Origin of the sequence: Flagellimonas meishanensis (assembly GCF_019880545.1) — a bacterium.
Lineage (GTDB): Bacteria > Bacteroidota > Bacteroidia > Flavobacteriales > Flavobacteriaceae > Flagellimonas > Flagellimonas meishanensis.
Genome location: NZ_JAINVW010000001.1, coordinates 309,568 through 330,585 on the forward strand (window position 1 = coordinate 309,568; position 21,018 = coordinate 330,585).

Below are 21,018 nucleotides of genomic sequence, written 5' to 3' on the forward strand. Positions count from 1 at the left end.
TTCAGGGGCAAAACTACTAAAACAAACCGTCATCCACCCATCATTTTCAAAGCATATACGCAAGTGAATCCCTCGAACTCCAAAAATTCGATCTCATAATGGGATTTTTTGCCTTTGTACATAATCTCCGCCACTGTTCTGGCATCATCGAAGGTAAAATCGATGACATCGATATGTTGCAAAAAACTGAGTCCCTGTTGCGCGTAAATTTTATACAATGATTCCTTGGCCCCCCAGACAATGGTAAGTTTTCTAATGATCGCCTCGGTATTGGCCAAGGTCCTATACTCCTCAATAGGGGTAAATTTGTGCGCGATACGCAGTATCTTTTCACGTTGCATCTCAATATCGATGCCCACCTCATCGGAACTGCTTACGATAATCCCGGTGAAATTGTGCGAGTGGGTAATGGAAATATGGCTGCCATCCCTTAAATGGGGTTTTCCAAAATCATCATAGTATAGGTCGCTGTCCACATAGCCAGCCAAGGCCATTAAGTGTCTTATACTCAAAAATGCCCTTCTGTGGGCCTCGGATTTCATCCCATCCATACGGTTTTGGCAATGGAGAGTCAGCTCCACACCTTTTGAAAGTATGTCCTCATCTTCGGTTACCTTCCAAATATATACCGAAGTTGTTGGTGAAACTGTTATGGTTTTGTAAATGGGCACGACTATTAGTTAGGTGATTTCGTATCTTTGCTGCGCTATAAAAACGAAGCTACAAAAGTAAATTTATATAAAGTATGAGCATAAAGACAATTCCATTTGTACCCTACAAGGTGAAGGATATTTCCCTAGCGGATTGGGGACGAAAAGAAATTGAGCTGGCCGAAGCGGAAATGCCGGGCCTTATGGCACTGCGTAAAGAGTACGGAAAGGAGCAGCCCCTTAAGGGTGCCAGAATTGCCGGATGTCTCCACATGACCATTCAAACAGCCGTGTTGATAGAGACCTTGGCGGCCCTGGGCGCTGAGGTCACCTGGAGTTCCTGCAATATCTTCTCAACCCAGGATCATGCTGCTGCAGCTATCGCCGCCACTGGCGTTCCTGTTTATGCCTGGAAGGGAATGACAGAGGAGGAATTTGACTGGTGCATTGAGCAAACCTTGTTCTTTGGGGAGGATAGAAAGCCCCTGAACATGATTTTGGATGATGGAGGTGACCTGACGAACATGGTTCTGGACAAATATCCTGAACTGGCCGCTGGGGTAAAGGGCCTTTCAGAAGAAACCACCACTGGGGTACACCGTCTCTACGAACGTGTGAAAAAAGGGACGTTGCCCATGCCGGCCATCAATGTGAACGATTCTGTGACCAAATCCAAATTTGACAACAAATATGGTTGCCGCGAAAGTGCCGTGGATGCCATCCGCAGGGCCACGGATACCATGTTGGCCGGAAAGCGTGTCGTTGTTGCGGGTTATGGTGATGTTGGCAAAGGTACTGCAGCCTCATTCCGCGGAGCGGGGTCCATTGTGACCGTTACCGAAATTGACCCAATTTGTGCGCTTCAAGCTTGTATGGATGGTTACGAGGTCAAGAAATTGGAAACCGTGATCTCCAATGCCGATGTGGTCATCACCGCCACTGGAAACAAGGACATCATTCGTGAAGAACATTTCCGTGCTTTGAAGGACAAGGCCATTGTGTGCAACATTGGGCATTTTGACAACGAAATCGACATGGCTTGGTTAAATGCCGCCTATGGGCATACCAAAGATGAGATAAAGCCACAGGTGGATAAATACACCATAAATGGAAAGGATGTGGTTGTTCTGGCCGAAGGCCGATTGGTTAACTTGGGTTGTGCCACCGGCCATCCCAGTTTTGTGATGAGCAACTCGTTCACCAACCAAACCTTGGCCCAGATCGAGCTTTGGAACCACAGTGACAAATACGAAAATGAGGTGTACACCCTTCCCAAGCATTTGGATGAAAAAGTGGCCAAGCTCCATTTGGCCCGTTTGGGTGCGGAGCTTACCGAGCTCAAAAAGGATCAAGCGGAGTATATCGGGGTCACCGTTGAGGGGCCATATAAACCTGATTATTATAGGTATTAGGTCTCAGAAAGTAACCTAAAATAAAAAACCTGGCATTATGCCAGGTTTTTTTGTGCTCTTGATAATCTTCCCTAACCTTTCAACCATGCATTGCGAAGCTCTTTTTGGGCTTCAGTGGCATTCGGGTTTTCCAATAGCGTAATAGCTTTGGTATAGGAGGGTGTTGTTGTGGTTTTTATCATTATTTCCTCCTCTCCCCTCAAAAGGACCACTTCAATCTCTTTGCCGGGCTTCCATGAAAACATATCGCCAAAAACTTGGTTTGCATTGGCCAACGAAACCTCGGTCCCGTCCACAGATTTGAACACGTCCTCGGGCTTGGCACCATTATCGTTCCAAAAACTGTTGTCGGCAACAAGCTCATTAAATTTTATCGCCCTTTTGACTGGATCGGCACCAACAATTATGTTTCCGGCATTTTGGATGTAATTGGTCTCTACCTCGGCTTCCCCGAAGTACAACCCAACCTTCTCAAAAATTTTGTCATAATCAATAGGAGTGGTGCCCACCACATGGGTTTGGAAAAACTCGCCCACCTCAGGATAGGTCCTTTCGGTAATCTCTTCAATCAAATTATTATCGACAAAGGGCTTGTTTTTGCCATATTTATTGGACAGTTCCTTCATTAAAGACTTTAGACTTCGGTTCCCTTCGCTATTTTCTCGCATCAAAATGTCTATGCACATCCCAATTAAGGCACCTTTCATATATACATTGGCATAGTTGTCCTTGTATGGGTCTTCCAATATGTTTTCACTCATACGTGTGAAACTCATGGCATCATCATAGTTTGACCTCGAATTGTTGATCTTCTCCGTGACACGGACATAGAACTCCTCTCTGTCAATTAGCCCTTCGTAAACCTGAAAATGCTGGGCAAAATATTCGGTAACCCCTTCATACAACCACAAATGCTTACTGAATGTAGGATCGTTATAGTCAAAATAATGTACATCCTCAGAGTGTACCGAAAGCGGGGTCACTATATGAAAAAATTCGTGGGCCACAACATCGATCATGGATTCGGCCAAAGCCTCAGGCTGCATTTGCTCTGGAAGAACAACTACTGTTGAAGTATGGTGCTCCAAAGCCCCAAATCCTTTTGGTGAATCTTCTTTTGACGTATCGGAGAGATATACCAGGATATCGTATCGGGGTGTGCTGTCCAGGTCGCCAAGATATTCCTTTTGGGCCTGCATCATGGCCACCATGGTCTCCTTTATCTCACTTGCCTTGTGTACCTCGTTGGGTGAATAGACGCTCAAAACAATTTTGATGTTACCAACCATGAACTCTTCCACCTCGGTTTCGCCAAACATCATGGGGTTATCAGTGACCTCAAAATATCGGGAAGCTAAAAAGGTTGAGCTTTTTGTGGCGCCATCCTCACTTTGGGTCGAATTGATCTCCTGCAAGGGAGAAGTGTAGTTGAAACTAGCGGGCGACATGATATCAATTTGGTAGGAATTGTTTTTGAGATTGTCAAAGTAGCCCACAAAACCATGAAGATTCAACATCACCTGTTTGGGTTCAATGTTCGTGCCGGAAGGGGAAAATGGCACTTCCTCCCCAAGGCCTCCTTCCACCTCTTGGTCAAAAGTATCGTTGACAGCGTAGCTGATCTTATCCAAATTTTTGGCATCGGTAAACATCCAGGTATTGGTGTCCACCTTCTTAAAATCCAACGTATTGCCATTATAATCCAACGCCTTTACCTCTTCCACATATTTTCCAAAATCGGAAACGGCATAGGTGCCCTGGACCACCTTTGGCAATCGATATATGACCGTGTCCTGAACAAATCTTCCCGGATCCATTACCACGGATACCTTGTCATCCTGAATATTGACCAAATCCAATTGGGCCTTAATGGGATTGGCAGTTGCCAGATCATTGGTCAAATTTTTAGGGCCGCATGAGAATAAAAACCCCACTGCCAGGGTATAGAGCGCTAACTTTTTAATCATTACAATGTGTTTAAATGAGACTAAAATTATGGAGAAAATGCCTCCGACTACCATAGGTAGTCGAAATATCTTTTTTGTTACACTTTTATGGTCTTTTTGGTAAGACTGCTAATTTGATTCACACTGTGTCCAATTATCAAACAAAAGACCCATGGCCAATACCATGGGTCTCTGCTTTTTCTATTGATTTTTAACCTAATCGGCGGCCAAAATTCCTTCGGAATAGTAGCAGGTTTTGCTCTGCTGTAACAAGGCCAAACCTTCCTCTTTGGATTTTAACGGGTCGATTTTAATCTGTTCCCCATTGGGCATGTAAACAATGTAAAAACCTTCTTCAAAAGAAGACAGCTTGATCACTTCACCATTGGGGCGAACGGCATTCCATGATTTTTCGTGCGGTTTGTATACCAAATCCAGTTTCTTTCCCTTTTTTGGTCCCTCGACCACTGTGATTTGCACTCGGTTTTTTGTCGCCACCATTTCAAAGGTATTTCCATCGTGCTCCACCATTTGGGTTTCGGTCTCTCCCAGTTTCATGGCTATCGGGTTTGATCCTGACCAAAATTCGATGACATTGAAAATTATGGCATCGCCCAAGAAAAATAATCCGTAGACCGGAACAATGTTCAACCCCCAGAAAATAAGGTTGTCCAGAAATTTACTGTTCGTCAATCCCTGGTTCCAGTCCTTCAAATTATTGAAAGCCTTGAATGACCCCAAACAACTGGAGAACAAAATAGCACAGCATAGTAGTAAACAACTAATTGTTTTTTTCATAATAAGAATTTATATGGTTAATAGGTCTAAATCTACAAAAAGATCCCAAACCGTTTTTGTCCAATCAAATCTAAATTTGAACGGTCCGTTTTATTCTCTAAATTGGTTAAATGCTTACATTGGTCAGGATGAAAAACTACTGGCATGGATCAACAATGGTATACAATTAAAAATGTGGAAACGGTGGATTCGCCCTCAGTGGTCCTGTATTTGGAGTATTTGAAATACAACATTGGGCAGATGCTCTCCATGGTAAATGGGGATGCCAACCGCTTGATGCCCCATGTGAAAACGAACAAAATGCCCAAGGTGATGAAACAATTGTTGGCTTTTGGGATTGCCAATTTCAAGGCCTCAACCATTGCCGAAGCGGAAATGGCAGCTGAAGTTGGGGCAAAATCCGTGTTGATTGCCCATCAATTGGTGGGGCCAAAAATGGATCGGTTCCTAAAACTTATTCATCATTATTCCACCACTTCTTTTGCCACCATCCTTGATGATGTTGATACCGCCAAATTGTTGAATGAAAAGGCCCTGGGACAAGGATTGACCATCAACATTTATATTGATATCAATAACGGAATGAATCGTTCCGGAATTGAGGTCGGTCCCCAACTGGATGTCCTTGTTGCGGCCATTGGTGAATGCAAGGCCCTACACTTACAGGGGCTTCATGTGTACGATGGTCACCTTAGGGACAGTGATTTTTCGCTCCGTAGCCAAAAAATTGAAAAAGGTTTGGAGGCAGTAAACGCATATTTTGATACACTGAAAGAAAAACATCCAGAAATCAAAATGATCTGTGGTGGAACCCCGTCATTCACCTCCCATTTGAAGCAGAAAAACAGGGTCACCAGTCCGGGAACCTGTGTGTTATGGGATTGGGGCTACGGTGAAAAATTGACGGAACAAAAGTTCAACTATGCGGCCTTGTTGGTCACCCGGGTCATTTCAAAGCCGACCAAGGGCATTGCTACGGTAGATCTAGGTCATAAATCGGTGGCTCCCGAAAACCCAATAGACAAGCGAGTGAAATTCTTGAATCTTGAAAATTACGAGCTGCTTTCCCAGAGTGAAGAACATGGTGTGCTGCGTGTATCGGATTGGGATGCCTTGAAAGTTGGTGATGTGCTATATGGAGTTCCCTACCACATTTGTCCAACCATCAACCTACACGATGAAGTGTCGGTGATAGAAAATGGTGTTAAGACGGATACTTGGGAAATCACGGCAAGAAAAAGAAAAATCACGTTTTGATACAAAACAAAAACTCCACCTAATGTTGGTGGAGTTTTTGTTCTATTTCAATGGTATTTCTTACGCTTCAAAAGGCTCGATGGAAACAAAGGATTTTCCACCGGTTTTCTTTTCAAACTTTACTATGCCATCTACCTTGGCATGCAAGGTGTGGTCCTTTCCTGCATAGACATTTTCACCAGGGTTGTGGGTGGTGCCACGTTGTCTTACAATGATATTGCCAGCAACAGCTGCCTGGCCACCAAAAATCTTAACGCCCAAGCGTTTCGATTCTGATTCCCTACCGTTTTTTGAACTACCTACTCCTTTCTTGTGAGCCATGATATATAAATTTTAGTTCGTTCTTATTTGCTTAACGCTTCAATCAGCTCGGCCTTCTTCATGGAAGAGTAACCGGAAATATCCTTGGCTTTTGCCATTTCCTTCAATTCAGCTACAGTTTTGGAGCTCAAATCTGCTGCTGCTTTTGGGGCTGCTTTCTTCGGTGCTTCCTTTTTTGGAGCCGCGGCGGCCTTGGTTTCTTCAGCTTTCTTGGGTTCAGCGGCTGGTTTTTCGGTTTTTGCCTTGGCAGGAGCGGCTTTCTTGGCCCCTTTGGCAACAATGCTTTCCACGACTATCTCGGTAAGATATTGTCTATGGCCATTTTTCTTTTGGTAGCCTTTACGTCTTTTCTTTTTAAAGACGATTACCTTGTCCCCTTTTAAGTGCTTCACCACTTTGGCCTCTACGGCCGCACCTTCTATGACCGGGGCGCCTACAGTAACGTTCCCGCCATCTTCCAAAAGAAGAACCTTGTCAAAAGTGACTTTTTTGCCTTCTTCGGTCTGCAAACGGTGAACGTACACTTTTTGGTCTTTCGCAACTTTAAATTGCTGCCCTGCCATCTCTACTATTGCGTACATAATGCGTTGATTAATTAAAACTTACTCGCTTTTCTTAAAATTAGCGGGTGCAAATATACTGCTAAATCCTTAATTCACAAGTATAATTTGACCATTTGGCCCATTATTTTTTGAGGTTGTTGGAGCTTTTGAAGAGTTGCATGAATGAAAGGGTCAAAACCAAAGTGGTGGCAAAGCCCATTATGGCAACGGTAAAAAAGACAATGGCTTCAAAATGATTAAAGTCCTTTGCCCATACCTGCGAAAGCTCCGTTAGAAACGAACTGTTAAGCTCTGTGCTGTACAGGGCAAAAAAAATGGTGAACAATAGTGTGGCAACAAAACCTGTTGTAATGCCAGCCGTAAAGCCTACTCCGTAGCTGAACCCCTTCCCCAATTTCATCTTGGTATACTTAATGGTCTCATAAATCCCTAAACCGGTGATCACCCCATTAAAAAGGCTAAAGAATACGTTGGTGTGCTTTCCCAGGAGCGAAAGAATCAGAAAATAGGCAATGAGCACCGCGCTTGTAACTATTCCGAAACGGATGGGCAAGGTAAAATTCTTCATTTCTCAAGTTTTTGGATGGAAGTTAATTTACCAAATGTTTGCGAATTATGCACGGTTTCTTTTAAAAGACTTTTGATTCGGGCGCCCCCTTTCAAATTTTGTCCTATATTAGTGTAACATCAATCAAAAAATAAATACTTATCCATATACTACACTAAAACAAATTTTTCCATCATGAAAAGACATCTGCCCAAAGCACTTGTCCTACTTTTTGGCTTCAACTTTCTGATCGCACAGCAGGTGGCCTTTGAAGAGTACGACCTGGATAACGGCCTCCATGTGATTCTGCATCAAGACAATAGCGCACCCGTGGTGACCACTTCGGTAATGTACCACGTAGGGTCCAAGGACGAAGATCCGGACAAAACAGGTTTTGCCCATTTCTTTGAACATCTTTTGTTTGAAGGGACCAAGAACATTGCCCGTGGGGAATGGGACAAAATAGTTTCTTCCAACGGGGGAAGCAACAACGCCAACACCTTTTTGGACCGCACATATTATTATGAAACATTCCCTTCGAACAGTTTGGAGGTTGGCCTTTGGCTGGAATCAGAACGGATGATGCATCCCATAATTGGAGAAATTGGGGTAAACACCCAAAAGGAAGTGGTACAGGAAGAGCGCAGGTTACGAGTGGACAATTCTCCCTACGGTGCCTTTTTTGAGCAACTGCTGAAAAATCTTTATGACAAGCACCCATACCGATGGGGCGTGATCGGTTCGTTGGACCATTTGGCAAGTGCGACCCTTGATGATTTCAAAAAATTCAACAAAACATTCTATGTGCCCAACAATGCCGTATTGGTGGTGGCCGGTGACATCGACATTGAGAAGACCAAGAAAATGGTAGCGGACTATTTCGGGCCTATTCCAAGAGGTGCAGAAATAAAGAGAACGGAAGTTAGGGAAGAGCCCATTGCCAATACCATAATGGCAACATATCATGATCCCAACATCCAGATTCCAGCCATTTTGTTGGCCTACCGAACACCAGGACAGGCGGAGAGGGATGCCTATGTGATCAATATGATTTCTGCCTACCTCAGTGACGGCGAAAGTTCCAAGCTGTACAAAACACTGGTAGACGAAAAGAAAATAGCGTTGCAGATATTCTCCGTGCCCATCGATGCCGAAGACTATAGTTCCTATGTCGTTGGCGGGCTTCCTGTTGGGGACAATTCCATTCAGGACATTAAAGACGGTATTGATGCGGAAATTTTAAAGGTCCAGACTGATTTAATCTCTGAGAAGGATTACCAAAAACTATTGAACAAGTTTGAGAACCGGTTTGTGAATGCCAACAGCAGCATTTCAGGCATTGCCAATTCCCTGGCGGAAAACTACCTGCTTCGTGGTAATACCAACTTAATCAACGAAGAACTGGATATATACCGCTCCATAACGCGGGAGGAAATTCGGGAGGTCGCCAAAAAGTATTTGAAGGTGAACCAACGCGTGGAACTTGAATATTTACCGGAACAAAAAAATGCCAATTGAGATGAAAAGATATTTTCCACTATTTATCGTATTGTTCTGCACAGCAGTTACCTATGCGCAGATTGACAGGACCAAACAACCCAAACCAGGGCCTGCCCCAGAAATAAACCTAAAAGAACCATTACGCTTTGAGCTGATGAACGGGTTGAAGGTCATGGTTGTTGAAAACAGGAAACTCCCGCGGGCAAGTATGCAGTTGACCATAGACAATCCCCCTATTTTTGAGGGAGAAAAGGCGGGTGTCGGTACTTTGACCTCGAGTTTGCTGGGCAAGGGATCCACATCCATCCCCAAAGACGATTTTTATGAAGAAGTTGATTTTTTGGGCGCTTCAATCGACATCAATGCGCAGAGTGCCTCCGCAAGTTGTCTTGCCAAATACTTTCCAAGAATCTTGGAACTGATGGCCGATGCAGCCCTAAACCCCAACTTCACCCAGGAAGAATTTGAAAAGGAGAAAGACATCCTCCTTACAAGTATAAAAGCCGAGGAAAAGGATGTTTCCGCCATTGCGAATAGGGTGGAACTGGCACTGGCCTATGGTAAAAACCACCCCTATGGCCAAATCACTTCGGAGGAAACCGTGAACAACGTGACCCTTTCGGATGTGGAGCAGCATTACCGAAACTATTTTGTTCCCGCCAATGCCTATTTGGTGGTTATTGGTGATGTAGACTTTGAAAACGTTAAAGAATTGGTCACCCAATTTTTCACCCCTTGGTCCAAAGCAGTGCCCCCATCCTTTACCTATGCTAAGCCCAGCGATGCGCAGTATACGCAGATCAACTTTGTTGATGTTCCCAATGCGGTCCAATCCGAGGTGACCGTACAGAACATCACCGAGCTCAAAATGAAAGATGAGGACTACTTGGATGCCCTGTTGGCCAACAGGATTTTGGGTGGAGGCTCGCAGGCACGTTTATTTGTCAATCTAAGGGAAGACAAGGGGTATACCTATGGTGCCTACTCCTCGATAAGGGACAACAAATATAGTCCCATGCGTTTCAGTGCCTTTGCCCAAGTGCGCAATGCCGTAACGGACAGCTCCGTGGTGCAAATTTTGGGTGAATTGGATAGAATTACCAAAGAGCCTGTTTCCGACGAGGAGCTGGCGAATGCAAAGGCCAAATACGCAGGCAGCTTTGTCATGGCCTTGGAAAAACCCGAAACGGTGGCCAACTATGCCTTAAATATTGAAACCGAAGATTTACCGGACGACTTTTACAAAACATATCTGGAACGTATTGATGCTGTTACCAAAGAGGATGTTCAAAAAGCGGCCCAAAAATACTTCTCCACCTCCAATGCCCGAATTGTGGTGACCGGCAAGGGACAGGATGTACTGGAGAACCTCGAAAAAGTAAGCTTCAATGGCAAAGAAGTCCCAGTGCTGTATTATGACCATTATGCCAACAAAACAGAAAAACCGGGTGAGGTTTCCCTACCGGAAGGAAAAATTCTAAAGGATTAACCCATTCAATTGGAGGATGACCACCGATAATTTTATACTGGATTCTTATTTTAAAATGGGCGATCACAGATTGCCCTTTTTTGATGAATCCCATTCTTGGTTGATCTACTATCCTTAAATTTGTAATCAAATCCACAGCATGAAACAGTTTTTCTCCATAGCGCTTTTAGTCTTTTCTTTTGTAGTTATTTCCTGCGACCAGAAAAAAAAGGAAAACGTAGTCCCTTCCCAAATGGATCAGGTAATGGCCATACATGATGAAGTGATGCCCAAAATGGGAAAATTGGGAAAATTGGTGGGTGAACTCAAAAGCAAAGTCGATACCACGGCAACGGGCAAACAATATGAGGGTGCCATGAAAGATCTACAGGAAGCCCATATTGCCATGATGGACTGGATGAAAGGCTTTGGAGACCGATTTAATTCTGATGAAATATTGAACGGCAAAGAACTTACCGAAGAAAAACAACAATGGCTGGATGAGGAGGAAGAGAAGGTAAAAGCGCTCAAAGCGCAAATCAATTCAAGTATTGCCAAGGCAGAGGAGTTGTTGTCCCAGGAATGATTTTCACTTCCAACGCAGGGATTCCATAATCCTTCTGATATCATTTTGCAGGTATGCGGCTGCCGGAAAAATGGAATCATAATTGGGCTTGGCATAAAAATAAAGTGATCCTGTCACAAAGTGATTGGTGCTGTCCGTTACATAAAATTGGGATTGCGAAGCTGCATTTCCACTTACCTCATAAAACATCCCATATACCTTTTCATCTTGGTTTATGTACTCCTTCGGGGCGATATTATCCGCTTTAACCACATGCTCATAAGTTAGTTTTTGTGCATCGACCAAGAGTTCCCTAATGTTGCCTTCCACCTTCTTATAGGTTATAAAGATGGATCCCTTCATCATTGGATAATCCAGGACCAAAGAGCAATCCTTGCTTTCCTTTACCACGGATAGTTCGTTTTGATCAAAAAAATAGTCACAGCCAAAATCTTTTGTTTGGTAAGTCCCTTGGGGATAATCCAGACGTAACATAGCCTTGGGTTTGGGCAGCACATCATCCTTACAACCCAACATAAGCAGGGCGAGCACATAGATCAAAAGACTATACTTCATTGGGCAATATCACTTTTATACGTTTCAATCTTTTCTTGTCCGAGCTTTCCACCACAAATTGAAAATCCTTAAACATTATCTTTTCGCCATTTTTGGGAAAACTTCCAGAAATCTCCAATACAAAGCCGGCAATGGTTTCGGATTCGCCCTTTTGTTCTTCAAACAGCGTTTCATCCACAATTTTTACCACCCGGTAAAAGTCCTTCAAGGTGGTCTTACCGTCAAAAACGTAGGTATGGTCATCCAATTTGGAAAAAATCAGGTCCTCATCATCAAACTCGTCGCTGATATCGCCAACGATCTCCTCGATAATATCCTCTAAAGTGACTATGCCCGAGGTTCCACCGTATTCATCGACCACAACGGCCAAATGGTTTTTCTTCTCCTGAAATTCCAAAAGCAAATCATCCAATTTTTTATTCTCGGGGACAAAGTAAGGTTCACGGATAAGCGACATCCAGTTGAAGCTTTTTCTGTCCAAAAAGGGAAGAAGGTCTTTGACATACAGCACACCGAGCACGTTGTCCATATGTTCAGAAAAAACGGGGATCCTTGAATATCCGTTCTTCTTTATTTCTTGGATCACCTCGGGAAACTTCATTTTTTCGTTAAGGGCAAATATGTCTATTCTGGGACGCATTACCTGTTTGGTGTCCGTATTTCCAAATGTCACGATTCCCTCCAGAATTTTTTGTTCTTCCTTGGTGGTATCCCCCTCTGATGCCAACTCCAGGGCCTGCGACAAATGATTGACACTCAGGCTGGATTTTTGTTTTCCCAGTTTTTCTTCCATAAAAATGGTGGCGGACCGCATGGGACCGCTCAAGGGAGTCAACAGGGTGTTCAAGAATTTAAGTGGCAACGCCATTAGGTGCGAAAACTGAAGACGGTTTCTATTGGCATATATCTTGGGAAGTATTTCCCCGAACATCAAGATCAAAAAAGTGGCTACGATCACTTCCAACAAAAACCGAAGCGTCTCGTCAAGCCCAGAAAAAATGGTATCGCCAATGGAACTGAAAAGCAGTACAATACCTATGTTTATGGCATTGTTGGTAATGAGGATAGTGGCCAAAAGCTTTTTTGGACGCTCCAAAAGCCGTATCACAATCCTGCCCTTGGCAGAATCCTGCTCACCCATCTCGTTCAAATCCGTTTGCGACAGTCCAAACAAGGCCACTTCGGCAGCGGAAATCATTGCCGATCCCCCCAAAAGAAGTATGAGCACAATAATCTTTATATAGAAAAGACCGCCGTACGCGGATAAGAAAAACGCCAAACTATGGGGTTCGGGATCCAAAGTATATTGTTTTAAACTTATATATTAAAATGGAAGGTCATCATCTTCCTCAGTTTCATCGAGCATTGGGGCTTCAACTGATTTTGCCGGCTCATTGTGGGGTAAGGTACTGGGCGCTTGCTGCGCATTCGCCATACTCTCTTTTTTGGTGGAAAGGAATGTGAAATCCTGCACGTGCACCTCCGTGGTATAGCGCATATTGCCATCTTCACCCTGCCACTGCCTGTTTTTCAAGCGTCCTTCCACATATACCTTATCTCCCTTGCTCAGGTACTTCTCGCAAATTTCTGCAGCCTTGTTCCTTACAACAACATTGTGCCATTCGGTATTGGTGACCTTTTCCCCTGTTTGCCTGTTGGTATAAGTTTCGTTGGTTGCCAAAGGAAACCTTGCGATGCAATTTCCACCCTCAAAATAGTGTATTTTGACTTCGTCTCCCAAATGCCCGATCAGCATTACTTTGTTCAATGTTCCGCTCATAATAATTTAATTAGTCAAAAGTACTAAATTTTAAATCTTTGGATGAAGTCCGCAATCAAAACGGGCACCGGAAAAATGTCAATTTTGTTCCAGGCCGTTGCGTTATCCAATTTCCCGTTTGTCCTCAAAATCCAAAAACTGGTGTAAAGGTGTTGGTGCGATAGTTTGTGGACAATCGGCTCCTCATTGTAAAGGTAGGCGGTATACCATGATGGCAATTTGTCCGAATTGTTGGTGGCATCCTGAATTTCAGCCAACTCGATTTTGCCCTCCGATTCCAACAAGGGGAATTGGTACAGGTTTTGCCAAATTCCATTCCCGGTGCGCTGTTCCAACAGGGTGTTGTCCCTTTCATCCAAATAGACCAAATAGTTAAAATAACGTATCCTTATCTTGGTCTTCCCTTGTTTGATGGGCAAAAGATTCACCTTATCATCTTTAAGGGCCTTGCAACCATTGGCAAGCGGACAGTTGGCGCAATCGGGGCTTTTGGGCGTACATTGCACCGCGCCAAACTCCATGATGCCCTGGTTGTAGTCGGCAATATCTTCCAAGGCCATCACCTCCCTTGCCAGTTCCTTGAAATAGTCCATTCCCTTGCCACTGTTGATGGGCATCTCCACCCCAAAATATCGGGACAGCACACGGTATACGTTACCATCCACCACAGGCTCCGGAACACCAAAACAAATGGAGGCAATAGCGCTTGCCGTATAATCGCCCACTCCCTTAAGCCGTTTAAGCGCTTTGTAGGTTTTTGGAAATTGGCCGTTATAATCATGTGCCACCATTTTGGCAGTGGCATGTAGATTTCTTGCCCTGGAATAGTAACCCAGTCCCTGCCAAAGTTTTAATACCTGCTGTTCGGGAGCTTTGGCCAAGCTCTGCACCGTAGGGAAAGCATCAATGAACTTGTGGTAGTAGGGCAAGCCCTGGGCCACCCTTGTTTGTTGCAGCAGTATTTCAGACAACCAGATTTTATAGGGATCTTTGGTGCCCCTCCATGGGAGTTCCCGTTTGTTCTCTTGGTACCATTTCAAAATTTCCTGGGAAAAAAGCATAGTGGGGAATACTATCCATCAAATGTAATAGTTTATATACTTAAAATTAAAGGCTTTAAATGAAAGATTAATTTTAATGTTTATATTTGCAACCCTAAAAAAACAGAAAACAATTAGACGAAATGACGAAAGCAGATATCGTAACCAGAATCTCGGAGAAACTGGGAATTGAGAAAGGAGACGTACAAGCAACGATAGAATCTTTTATGGATGAGGTGAAATCATCCTTGGAAAGTGGAGACAATGTGTACCTAAGAGGTTTTGGAAGCTTTATCATTAAGACGAGGGCCGAAAAAACGGGAAGAAACATATCTAAGAATACCACCATAAAAATTCCTGCGCACAACATTCCCGCCTTTAAGCCAGCCAAGGTTTTTGTTGAAGGCGTAAAGAGCAACGTTCAAGTAAAGTAATAATATAATACTAAAGGAAGAGCCATATGCCAAGTGGTAAAAAAAGAAAAAGACATAAGGTAGCTACCCACAAGCGTAAAAAACGCAGAAGAGCTAACCGACACAAGAAGAAGTAGTTGTTGCAACTACTTTTTCATTTTAAGTGCACACGTTCTTTGACATAGAGATTCGAAAAGGAATTTCAGTCGGTTTGAAAAAGAGCCGATTTCCACATATTGTTTAATCATTTATCCCAAAAAAACACCGGGATAAGTAAAAATCGATTCAGGTGAACAGAGAATTAATAGTACGATCTAGTCCCGATGCAGTCGATTTTGCCTTACTAAAGGATGGAAAACTTATTGAACTACACAAAGAAGAGGACAACAACAACTTTTCTGTAGGCGATATCTTCCTGGCCAAGATTAGAAAACCCGTTACAGGCCTGAATGCGGCCTTTGTCAACGTAGGATATGAAAAAGATGCGTTCCTGCACTATCATGACCTTGGCCCACAATTGTCCTCCATGCTAAAATTCATCAAGAATGCAAGAACAGGGAGGCTAAGGGATTTTTCCCTAAAAGATTTTCCATTTGAAAAAGACATTGACAAGAATGGCAGTATTAACGAAGTTATCAAGGCCAATCAGTCATTATTGGTACAAATTGTAAAAGAACCTATTTCCACCAAAGGACCGCGAATCAGCTCCGAACTGTCTCTGGCAGGACGCTATTTGGTCATGGTCCCCTTTTCCGACCGCGTTTCGGTTTCCCAAAAAATCGCCACCAAGGAAGAGAAGAATAGGCTTATACGTCTTGTAAAGAGTATTAAGCCCAAAGGGTTTGGGGTCATAATACGTACCGTTGCAGAAGGCAAGAAAGTTGCAGAACTGGACCGAGATCTCCAGAATTTGATGTCCAAATGGACAACCATGTGCAAGCGATTGCAAAGGGCCGAGCACCCTTCAAAAGTGCTGGTCGAAGTAAACAGGGCCTCATCCTTCCTCAGGGATGTGTTCAACGATTCCTTCACGGGAATCCATGTTGACGATGAGACGCTCCACGACCAAATCAAGGATTATTTGAGCGAAATAGCTCCGAATAAAGAATCCATCGTAAAGCTTTACGCAGGCTCCGCCCCTATTTTTGAGAAGTTTGGCATTGAACGCCAAATAAAGACTTCTTTCGGGCGTACGGCTTCCATGAGCCGAGGCGCATATTTGGTCATCGAACATACCGAAGCACTGCACGTAATTGACGTGAACAGCGGCAACAGGTCCAACAAGGCCAAAAACCAAGAAGATACCGCACTTGAGGTAAACCTATTGGCGGCCACCGAAATTGCCAGGCAATTGCGGTTAAGGGACATGGGAGGAATCATCGTCGTGGACTTTATCGACATGACCAAGAACGATCATAGAAAAAAACTCTTTGATCGCCTTCGGGAAGAAATGATGGACGACCGTGCAAAGCACAAGATCTTGCCCCCAAGCAAGTTTGGCCTGGTGCAGATAACCCGGCAAAGAGTGCGTCCTGAAATGAAGATAAAGACCAGCGAGGAAATCCCCAATGTCACCGGTGCCGAAGTAGAGGCCCCAATAACGTTGATAGACAAAATCCAAGTGGATTTGGAAAGAATCCTAAATGGGAAAAGAAGCTACAAGGGAATTGAGTTGAACACACACCCCTTTATTGCAGCTTATCTCACCAAAGGGTTCCCATCCATACGCTCCAAGTGGTTCAAAACCTTTAAAAAGTGGATAAAGGTGCAGCCAAGGGATGCCTACAAATACCTTGAATACAATTTTAAGGATAAGGATGGCAACATAATCAGATAAAAAAAAGCGACTTCATTTTGAAGTCGCTTTTTTTGTTTAATACGTTATCCAATTCAAGACAACTCGAATTGCTCGAGAATAGAAAAAGTATTATCTAATTAAAAAAATTGTTCATATCAAAGTTAAATGAACTATACTCCTCGTTAGACCTAAACTTAGCCTCAAACAAAGGACTCACCTGCAACGGGTCATTGTTTTCCTTGATGATAGTATTTAGGTATTGGACATAGTCTAATATCCCTTCATATCGTTCTACCCTTCCCCACTTAATCTCGGGAGTATTCGTCTCATAGAATTTTCCAAAACTCCAATTCTTCATTGTATCAGGGAATTCCGGTAACTTTAAAGATTCCTTTTTGACGCTATTAAAGCAAATATCCCATTCGTACAAAACCTTCTTGCCTTCCACCACTGGCAACTCATCAGTAACGTTTCCCGAAGAAATCCAAAACTTGCCAACGTAATGGTCTGTTCCAACAGAATTAAAGGTTATCTCCTTCCCTGTGATTTCAAAATCTAACTGCCAATCGGGAATTGAATAATTGGTCAGTGGCGTCCCTCTCCTCACCGTGAGGTAGTCCTCCAAAAATAGGAAATGGGCATAATGGTGAAAGGAGGTGTTTAACACATAATCCTCTGTTGGTCTGATAAACATATTAGGCGATTGCAATGTGCGGAAACCGCTTAGCCAAATGTTGTGATACGTGTTCGTCCAAAAATCCTCATCACTTAGATACCCATAGATTCCAAGCCTTCTATCATGACCATTTTCAAAGTCGTCTACATAGGTGACATCGACTTCTCCCTCAACCAGGTTTTCGCTGCTAAAATCAGCCACGTCTAAGATAATCCCGTTGTTCAGATCATCTTCGGTAATCCACTTATACCCTTGTTCAGTTCCGTCTCGATGTGCTGATTGGATGTAGAATTCATCCGCTGGCTCAATACCATTGAAATTTACCCATTTACTGAATGAAAAATCAAAATCCACGTGGTCATATCCATACGAATAATCGGCACCGTTCCTTCCTACGATCAAAATATTCTCATTAAATCCCGTTGTTACTAAATTCCATTGTTGCCCAACATCCCCTCTCCTAGGAGATTTGGGAGCAAACTTGTCCAAGGATGACCTGGTTAAATCATCAACACTCTTGATAGAGACTATTTCAATGTCATTGGTAACAAATCTTGATGCCATATTTAAATAAAAAGGAGTATCCTTGCTAATTTCTTGGTCCGTGGTCAAAGTAAAAGAGTTGGGCAAGGTTTCAATAGTCTTGCTGGCTAACAAAAATCCATCTGCTGCAGAAGCAAATAACACATGATCTCCATAACCCGTTCTAAAGAAGTTACTATCCAAGTCGATTTGCAGTAATTTTCTATGAATAATTATGGGGTAGTCTTTCATAAAAGTATTCCCGCCTGGTTGGACCGCCTCGATTTTCACTATTGCCTCTCCAGGACTATATTTTTCAGGCTCAAACCTGAAGCTGAGGCTTTTGACACCATTTTTATTAAAGATCAATTGATCATCCAAAAAAACATTGATGGCCTCCACCTCTGCATCAGGATTATCAAAGGAAACGTTGATGTCGATAGGTTCATAGAGGATTGGATTATTGAGCAAGGCAGTGCTATCTATATTTTCTATAAAAACTTGATCCTCGATTTTATCTTCATCACATGAATAGAGAATCAATAAAGCCACTATGGCCATAACTGCTTTTTTCATATTCGGTGTTTGTTTGCCATAAAAGTTTAATGGGGTCAAAAATCCTTTTGTCAAATATACTTGCATGATGTTCGACGTCCCAAAAATTCATCCGTAATTACTTAAAAAACTTTTAATTTCAAAAACTTGTTCGTCATACGTCCCAATATGTAGGTAGAAAAAATGGAAATACTATAATTTACGGGAATGAATTGGATGCATAATGGTATTTTTGAACTTTAACATGCACTTTATGAAAGCCATATTCTTCTCCCTTGGAATACTTCCCATAATAAGTTGTTCCACCAGTCAACCTCAAGAAGTAGTCGCAGACATTTTGGAAGGCACTCCATCGATTATTGGTAAAACCGATTATTTGGGCTCACCATTCGTAACGGCTGGAGACAGAGTGTACATGGTGGGACACCAAAATGGCACCTTTCCCGAACTTGGTTGGCACATAAAAGGCGAAATGGGCGGAATTTGGAACCATCCCATCAAACTTATGGATGGGTTTGAATCCCAATTGATTCTGGGAAGTGACACTCTTTTTCTAGACAATGCCACACGCTTTGTAAACTATCCCTTTGCCAACAAACATATCTTTGAATTTCCCGACCACGGTCTTGTCGTGGAGCGAATCCAATTTGTCCCCGATGGAATACAAGGCGTTTTCGTTCAATACAACATCACAAACAAAACAGCCGCTGAAATCTCCGCATCCTTTCGTTTTATAGGACATTCCGATCTTAGACCAACCTGGTTGGGTGAACGCACACAAATGCATGATGATGAAGACGAAGCGACCCATGAAAATGGGAAGTGGATTGTAAAGGACAGGTCCAATCCCTGGTTTGGAGTGTACGGGTCGGACCGGACACCTTCAAAAAAATCAGCTTTGCCCAAGAAAAATGGCAGGAATGGCCAATCCAATGATCTGTATTATGCTCTGTCTTTGCCCCGGAACGCAGAGCAACCTGTGAACTTCACGATAGCAGGTTCATATACATCCCTTGAAGATGCCAAAAACACATATGCCAGAATTCAAAGCGAATATTATGTATTGGCCCATCAGAAGAAAATGCGGTATGCGCAATTGGCAGAACAAACCAAACTGACCATTCCGGATGCGACCCTGCAGCAGACCTTTGAATGGCTCAAATATAACTGCGACTGGTTGGTCCGTACCGTACCGGAGATAGGGACGGGAATAGGGGCCGGTATCCCAGACTATCCATGGTGGTTTGGGGTGGACAGCGAGTATGCACTTAAGGGATACATGGCGGTTGGGCAAGATGAAGTCGTGGAAAAGACCATCAAATTGTTGGACAGTGTGTCAATGGCCGTAAACGGGAATGGAAGAATCGTGCACGAAATGTCAACCAACGGCAGTGTCTTCAACAATGGAAACATTAACGAGACCCCCCAGTTTGCCTCACTGATATGGGAAATCTATAAGTGGAACGGTGATAAAAAATTTTTGGAAGCCTATTTTCCCACCATACAAAAAGGACTTGAATGGCTGTTGAACGAGAACGATAAAAACAAGAATCTCTTTCCTGATGGCTTTGGAATGATGGAAATCCATGGTCTGGATAGTGAAATGATCGATGTGGCCGCATATACCCAAAAAGCCTTTGAGGATGCCTCTAATATGGCCCAAGAATTGAACCTGCCCGAAGCCTCAGAAAAGTATCAGGCTCTTGCTGATGCCATCAAGAAAAAAATAAATGAGGAGTTTTGGTCCGCAGAATTCAACTCCTACGCTGATTTTTTAGGCACAGAGGAACAAGCTCTCCACTTGATCGAGGATGCAATGGTCCGTGCCGACACCTTGAACAAACCCTGGGCCCTTGAAGAACTTCGGACAACCAAGGAGAAACTCCTTCAAAATCCGTCCACAGCTACACTCAAACCATTCGTTCTTCACCATAATTGGGTTGTGAATACACCCATGGAAATGGGCATCGCCGATTCTGCCAAGGCGATTATCGCACTCGACATCGCCAAAAAATTCACCAATCCTTTTGGTGTTTTTGTAACGGGAATAGATCGTGACGATTCCGCCGGAAAGGATTTTGGGTCATTCAAGGGAAGTAAGGTTTTCTCCTATACGGGTGCGGTAATGACGTTGCCCACGGGTGTACAGGCAATTGCCGAAAACAATTATGGCCGCCCTAACGAGTCGTTGGATTATCTTAGAAGGATGACCCGTACCTTTAGCTACGCTTTGCCTGGAGGCATGTACGAAGTTTCCCCGGACTATGGAATGATGGTCCAGGCCTGGAACATTTATTCCTATGCCATCCCAATTGTTCAGCAATTCTTCGGGATCATGCCAATGGCCCACAAAAAAAAGGTGGTAATTAATCCACAAATGCCTGATGCCTGGGACGACGCCCAGCTTGAAAATGTAAAGATTGCGGACAACAGTCTATCCATTTATTATGAAAAAAAGGCCTCCAAGCTTACCCTTAAAGTAACGCAGACCAATCCGGAATGGACCATTGAGCTTGTTTTGCCTAAGGGCAACCACTCCATTGAATCGGGTGAGGCGAGCGTTACAAAGAAAGGCGATACAACCATTGTTGTTACTTCAGATACCGATTTAGTGGTTACCCTAAACTGATG

At 43.4% G+C, this 21,018-nt stretch carries 19 protein-coding genes; 8 read left to right on the top strand and 11 right to left on the bottom strand.

Annotated features, from left to right (window positions below; translation table 11 throughout):
• Positions 1 to 29: 29 nt before the first annotated feature.
• Entirely contained in the window at positions 30 to 671 is a 642-nt protein-coding gene (locus K7G75_RS01390; protein ID WP_222981999.1) for a 4'-phosphopantetheinyl transferase family protein, read from the bottom strand.
• 74 nt (positions 672 to 745) lie between these two features.
• On the opposite strand from K7G75_RS01390, the gene ahcY reads away from it, so the two are divergent.
• Positions 746 to 2,062, top strand: a complete 1,317-nt coding sequence (ahcY, locus tag K7G75_RS01395; RefSeq protein WP_222982000.1) for an adenosylhomocysteinase — start codon at positions 746 to 748, stop codon at positions 2,060 to 2,062.
• A gap of 71 nt (positions 2,063 to 2,133) precedes the next feature.
• Here ahcY and K7G75_RS01400 read toward each other — a convergent pair whose 3' ends face one another.
• Both K7G75_RS01400 and K7G75_RS01405 read right to left on the bottom strand, forming a co-directional pair.
• Positions 2,134 to 4,029 (bottom strand): M61 family metallopeptidase, encoded by a 1,896-nt coding sequence (locus tag K7G75_RS01400; protein WP_222982002.1) that lies wholly within the window; start codon positions 4,027 to 4,029, stop codon positions 2,134 to 2,136.
• A 195-nt stretch (positions 4,030 to 4,224) separates the two neighbouring features.
• Positions 4,225 to 4,806 (bottom strand): DUF3332 domain-containing protein, encoded by a 582-nt coding sequence (locus tag K7G75_RS01405; protein WP_222982004.1) that lies wholly within the window; start codon positions 4,804 to 4,806, stop codon positions 4,225 to 4,227.
• Between the two features lie 144 nt (positions 4,807 to 4,950).
• Here K7G75_RS01405 and K7G75_RS01410 point away from each other — a divergent pair, with 144 nt between their 5' ends.
• Positions 4,951 to 6,063: a D-TA family PLP-dependent enzyme gene (locus K7G75_RS01410; protein WP_222982006.1), complete on the top strand. Its 1,113-nt coding sequence runs from the start codon at positions 4,951 to 4,953 to the stop codon at positions 6,061 to 6,063.
• Positions 6,064 to 6,123: 60 nt separating this feature from the next.
• Here K7G75_RS01410 and rpmA read toward each other — a convergent pair whose 3' ends face one another.
• The 3 genes from rpmA to K7G75_RS01425 all read right to left on the bottom strand — a co-directional run bounded on the left by rpmA (position 6,124) and on the right by K7G75_RS01425 (position 7,515).
• On the bottom strand, positions 6,124 to 6,384 hold the full coding sequence (gene rpmA / locus K7G75_RS01415) for a 50S ribosomal protein L27 (RefSeq protein ID WP_222982008.1): 261 nt from the start codon (positions 6,382 to 6,384) through the stop codon (positions 6,124 to 6,126).
• A 23-nt stretch (positions 6,385 to 6,407) separates the two neighbouring features.
• Complete coding sequence (gene rplU / locus K7G75_RS01420) at positions 6,408 to 6,965, bottom strand: 50S ribosomal protein L21 (protein ID WP_222982009.1); 558 nt, start codon at positions 6,963 to 6,965, stop codon at positions 6,408 to 6,410.
• 103 nt (positions 6,966 to 7,068) lie between these two features.
• Complete coding sequence (locus K7G75_RS01425; RefSeq protein WP_222982010.1) at positions 7,069 to 7,515, bottom strand: DUF4199 domain-containing protein; 447 nt, start codon at positions 7,513 to 7,515, stop codon at positions 7,069 to 7,071.
• Between the two features lie 174 nt (positions 7,516 to 7,689).
• Here K7G75_RS01425 and K7G75_RS01430 point away from each other — a divergent pair, with 174 nt between their 5' ends.
• The 3 genes from K7G75_RS01430 (at position 7,690) to K7G75_RS01440 (ending at position 11,048) form a co-directional block, all read left to right on the top strand.
• Positions 7,690 to 9,012 (top strand): M16 family metallopeptidase, encoded by a 1,323-nt coding sequence (locus K7G75_RS01430; protein WP_222982011.1) that lies wholly within the window; start codon positions 7,690 to 7,692, stop codon positions 9,010 to 9,012.
• A 1-nt stretch (position 9,013) separates the two neighbouring features.
• On the top strand, positions 9,014 to 10,483 hold the full coding sequence (locus K7G75_RS01435; RefSeq protein WP_222982012.1) for a M16 family metallopeptidase: 1,470 nt from the start codon (positions 9,014 to 9,016) through the stop codon (positions 10,481 to 10,483).
• A gap of 139 nt (positions 10,484 to 10,622) precedes the next feature.
• Positions 10,623 to 11,048, top strand: a complete 426-nt coding sequence (locus tag K7G75_RS01440) for a hypothetical protein (protein ID WP_222982014.1) — start codon at positions 10,623 to 10,625, stop codon at positions 11,046 to 11,048.
• Positions 11,049 to 11,051: 3 nt separating this feature from the next.
• On the opposite strand, the gene gldD is transcribed toward K7G75_RS01440, so the two are convergent.
• From gldD to mutY, 4 genes are read right to left on the bottom strand one after another with little or no spacing between them, the layout of a single operon-like run.
• Positions 11,052 to 11,603: a gliding motility lipoprotein GldD gene (gene gldD / locus K7G75_RS01445; protein ID WP_222982015.1), complete on the bottom strand. Its 552-nt coding sequence runs from the start codon at positions 11,601 to 11,603 to the stop codon at positions 11,052 to 11,054.
• Positions 11,593 to 12,903, bottom strand: a complete 1,311-nt coding sequence (locus tag K7G75_RS01450) for a gliding motility-associated protein GldE (RefSeq protein WP_222982016.1) — start codon at positions 12,901 to 12,903, stop codon at positions 11,593 to 11,595. Before K7G75_RS01450 ends, gldD begins: the two co-directional genes overlap by 11 nt.
• Before the next feature lie 24 nt (positions 12,904 to 12,927).
• Complete coding sequence (locus K7G75_RS01455; RefSeq protein ID WP_222982017.1) at positions 12,928 to 13,383, bottom strand: single-stranded DNA-binding protein; 456 nt, start codon at positions 13,381 to 13,383, stop codon at positions 12,928 to 12,930.
• Positions 13,384 to 13,406: 23 nt separating this feature from the next.
• Complete coding sequence (mutY, locus tag K7G75_RS01460; RefSeq protein WP_222982018.1) at positions 13,407 to 14,444, bottom strand: A/G-specific adenine glycosylase; 1,038 nt, start codon at positions 14,442 to 14,444, stop codon at positions 13,407 to 13,409.
• A 122-nt stretch (positions 14,445 to 14,566) separates the two neighbouring features.
• Between mutY and K7G75_RS01465 the strand changes: the two genes are divergently transcribed.
• The gene (locus K7G75_RS01465; protein ID WP_222982019.1) at positions 14,567 to 14,857 is read left to right on the top strand and encodes an HU family DNA-binding protein; all 291 of its coding nucleotides are present in this window, start codon (positions 14,567 to 14,569) and stop codon (positions 14,855 to 14,857) included.
• Between the two features lie 268 nt (positions 14,858 to 15,125).
• Entirely contained in the window at positions 15,126 to 16,673 is a 1,548-nt protein-coding gene (locus K7G75_RS01470) for an Rne/Rng family ribonuclease (RefSeq protein WP_222982020.1), read from the top strand.
• 94 nt (positions 16,674 to 16,767) lie between these two features.
• Here the strand turns inward: K7G75_RS01470 and K7G75_RS01475 are convergent, their stop codons facing one another.
• Entirely contained in the window at positions 16,768 to 18,408 is a 1,641-nt protein-coding gene (locus K7G75_RS01475) for a hypothetical protein (RefSeq protein ID WP_222982022.1), read from the bottom strand.
• Positions 18,409 to 18,640: 232 nt separating this feature from the next.
• On the opposite strand from K7G75_RS01475, the gene K7G75_RS01480 reads away from it, so the two are divergent.
• The gene (locus K7G75_RS01480; protein ID WP_222982024.1) at positions 18,641 to 21,016 is read left to right on the top strand and encodes an alpha-L-rhamnosidase-related protein; all 2,376 of its coding nucleotides are present in this window, start codon (positions 18,641 to 18,643) and stop codon (positions 21,014 to 21,016) included.
• The last annotated feature ends 2 nt before the right edge of the window (positions 21,017 to 21,018 follow it).